We start from the raw sequence: 2,041 nt of genomic DNA, 5'->3' as shown, positions 1-2,041 counted from the left end.
CCAAATAAAGCCAAGCGAGGTCATTGACGGAAACTTTTTACTTATGACTCCTGGTTTTGTAAATGGTCATACTCATCTTGGTATGTCATATTTTAGAAATTATGCCGATGATTTAAAACTTATGGATTGGCTGGAAAATGAAATTTGGCCTATTGAAAATAAGCTTACTGCTGATGATATTTATTGGTCATCTCTTTTATCTATTTGTGAAAATATAAAATCAGGTGTTACAAATTTTTGTGATATGTATTATGAAATGGATAGGGTTTGTGATGCAACAATAATATCAGGCATAAGAGGAACTCTGACAAGAGGTCTAACAGATAATGATGGAAAAGGAAAAGAAAAGCTAAAATCAGTTAGAGAATTGTATAATAATTATCACAATAAGGCTAATGGAAGGATTAAGGTCGTACCCGCACCTCATGCAATTTATACTTGTAGCGAAAATTTTTTAAGAGAAATTTCAGATTTGTCTAAAGATCTTGATGGAATAATAAATATACATCTTTCTGAAACAAAAGGTGAAGTGGAAAATTCTTTAAAAGAACATGGCATGACACCAATTTCCTATGTAAATTCTTTGGGACTTTTGGATAATCATGTGATTGCCGCTCATTGTGTTCATATTACAGACGAGGAGATTGCATTGGTTAAGGATAAAAATTTTTATCCCATTTATAACCCAACATCAAATTTGAAGCTTGCTAGTGGTTTTACACCTGTTGAAAAGCTACTTAAAAATAATATTATTATGGGTATTGGAACTGATGGTGATTCTTCTAATAACAGTCAAAATTTACTACAAGATATGCACATCGGGGCTATTGTAAATAAGGCTCGTGAAATGGATGAACAAGCCGTTAAAGCTATTGAAATTTTAAAAATGGCTACAATTAACGGACAAAAGGCATTGGGAATTTCAAAAGCTGGTTTAATCAAAGAAGATTATTTAGCTGATTTGACAATTTTTAATTTAAAATCATCTAATTTTACTCCCAAAAATAATTTGATTAATGCTCTTGTTTATTCTGCAACTGCTGAGGATGTTAGGGATGTACTTTGTGATGGCAAGTTTGTTATGAGAAATAGAGAGCTTGTAAATCTTGATGAAGAAAGGATTAAATTCGAAGTTAATAGACACTTTGAAGAATTGGTTAAAAGATGAGAAAAATAAATAAAAAAGGAATTTTTAGCTTTATAGGTTCTTTTATCATTATATTTGTACTGATAATTTTATTGACAAGAGTTTTTTCTTTAGTTTTTTCCTCTGCTTTTAAGCTTGTTACAAATGAAAAGATATTATTAGAAAATAAAATGATTATTTCATTGTTATCAACTCTTGGTGAGCTTTTGGCAGGCTTAATTTTTCTTAAATTTATTTGGAAAAAATCATTAGCCTATGTTTGGATAAAAAAAGAAAAATCTTTTGCTTATTTTTCCAAAGGATTTTTATTGGGCTTTATTCAGATAAGTATTTTCCTAATAATTAACTTAGCCCTAGCTAATGTATCTTTTAAATCTGTAAATAAAGATATATTAAATATTTATTTTATTTTGTATTTAATTGGATTTATTATCCAATCAACAAGTGAAGAATTTTTAGTTAGAGGACTTTTAATGAAATATCTATCAGAGAAGTTTTCTACAAAGATTGCCTTGTTTGTCCCTGCAATCTTATTTGGTCTGCTTCATTTGGCAAACCCCGGCGTAACACTTGTTTCCACTATAAACACTATGCTTGTTGGTCTTTTATATGGAATAATGCTATTAAAAACTGAAAATTTGCTTTTCACCTGTGGGGCTCACAGTGCATGGAATTTTACAATGGGTATAGTTTATGGACTGCCTGTTTCGGGATTAGGGGACATGAAGCATCTTTTTACTTTTAATTTTATAAATAAAAAGGCTCTTGGAGGAATTTATGGACCTGAAGGGACTTTTCTTGTTTGTATTATTTTGTTTGTAAGTATTTTATATTTTTATTTTTATAAGAAAAGAGGAATAGAAAATGGATAAAAAAATTGTATATAGTGGTATT

2 protein-coding genes are annotated in these 2,041 nt (G+C 29.5%); both read left to right on the top strand.

Annotated features, from left to right (window positions below):
• On the top strand, positions 1-1,168 hold a 1,168-nt coding region (locus tag HMPREF9131_RS07285), incomplete at its 5' end, for an amidohydrolase (RefSeq protein WP_009346212.1).
• Positions 1,165-2,019, top strand: coding sequence for a CPBP family intramembrane glutamic endopeptidase (locus tag HMPREF9131_RS07280; protein WP_009346213.1), 855 nt, complete (start codon positions 1,165-1,167; stop codon positions 2,017-2,019). The genes HMPREF9131_RS07285 and HMPREF9131_RS07280, both read left to right, overlap by 4 nt.
• Positions 2,020-2,041: the final 22 nt, after the last annotated feature.

This window comes from Peptoniphilus sp. oral taxon 836 str. F0141, from assembly GCF_000179335.1.
Classification (GTDB): Bacteria; Bacillota; Clostridia; order Tissierellales; family Peptoniphilaceae; genus Peptoniphilus_A; species Peptoniphilus_A lacrimalis.
This window is presented reverse-complemented; position numbering and strand designations above follow the sequence as displayed.